This window comes from Streptomyces sp. PA03-6a (assembly GCF_033792765.1).
GTDB lineage: Bacteria > Actinomycetota > Actinomycetes > Streptomycetales > Streptomycetaceae > Actinacidiphila.
The window spans coordinates 1-644 of the sequence record NZ_JARAVK010000618.1; the positions used below are offsets into that span (position 1 = coordinate 1).

The 644-nt window shown below is 73.0% G+C and carries 1 pseudogene; it reads left to right on the forward strand.

The annotated features are described in order from the left end of the window. Positions 1-644 (forward strand): annotated as a pseudogene (locus tag PV350_RS46900) (ABC transporter permease); the annotation flags it as partial.

A 644-nucleotide genomic window follows, 5' to 3' on the forward strand; every position in this document is an offset into this window, starting at 1 on the left:
TGGCCGGTACGGCTGCTGGCGCGGCCCTTCGCACGGCTCAACGGAGCCGTGCTGCACCTGGGCCTGGCCCGCGCCGGACGCGCCCCCTCCACCACCGCGCTGCCACTGCTGGCCGTGCTGGTGGCCCTCACCATCACCTCCTTCGGCGGATCGGTGCTCGCGGGCGTGGAGTCGGGACGCGACCACGCCGCGGTGACGGCGGTCGGCGCGGACGCCCGCGTGCAGAGCTACGGCGCCCTGCCGCAGGGAATCGACGCCCAGGTCCGCAAGGTCACAGGGGTGCGGGAAGTCACCGGCGTCCGGATCGAATCCGGGCAGAAACTGATCAACTACAGGGACCGGTTCGACCTGCTGGTCGTCGACCCGGAGCCGTACGCCCGGCTCGTGGCGGCCACCGGCCTGGGCTCCTCCTTCCCCGCCGGCAAGCTCGACTCAGGCGCGAAGGAGCCCATTCCCGGCATCGCCTCCCCGGCGCTCGCACGGAAGTTCGGCAACGGCGTCGGTGACCCGGAGACCGTCAGGTCCTCGGTCGGGCGGGTCATGGTGCACATCGTGGCCACGCAGGACGCCACCCCGGCCGCCCCCAACCACGAGTTCGTCATCGTGTCGCGGGCCGCCCTGGCGAAGGTCGCGCCCGGGACGAA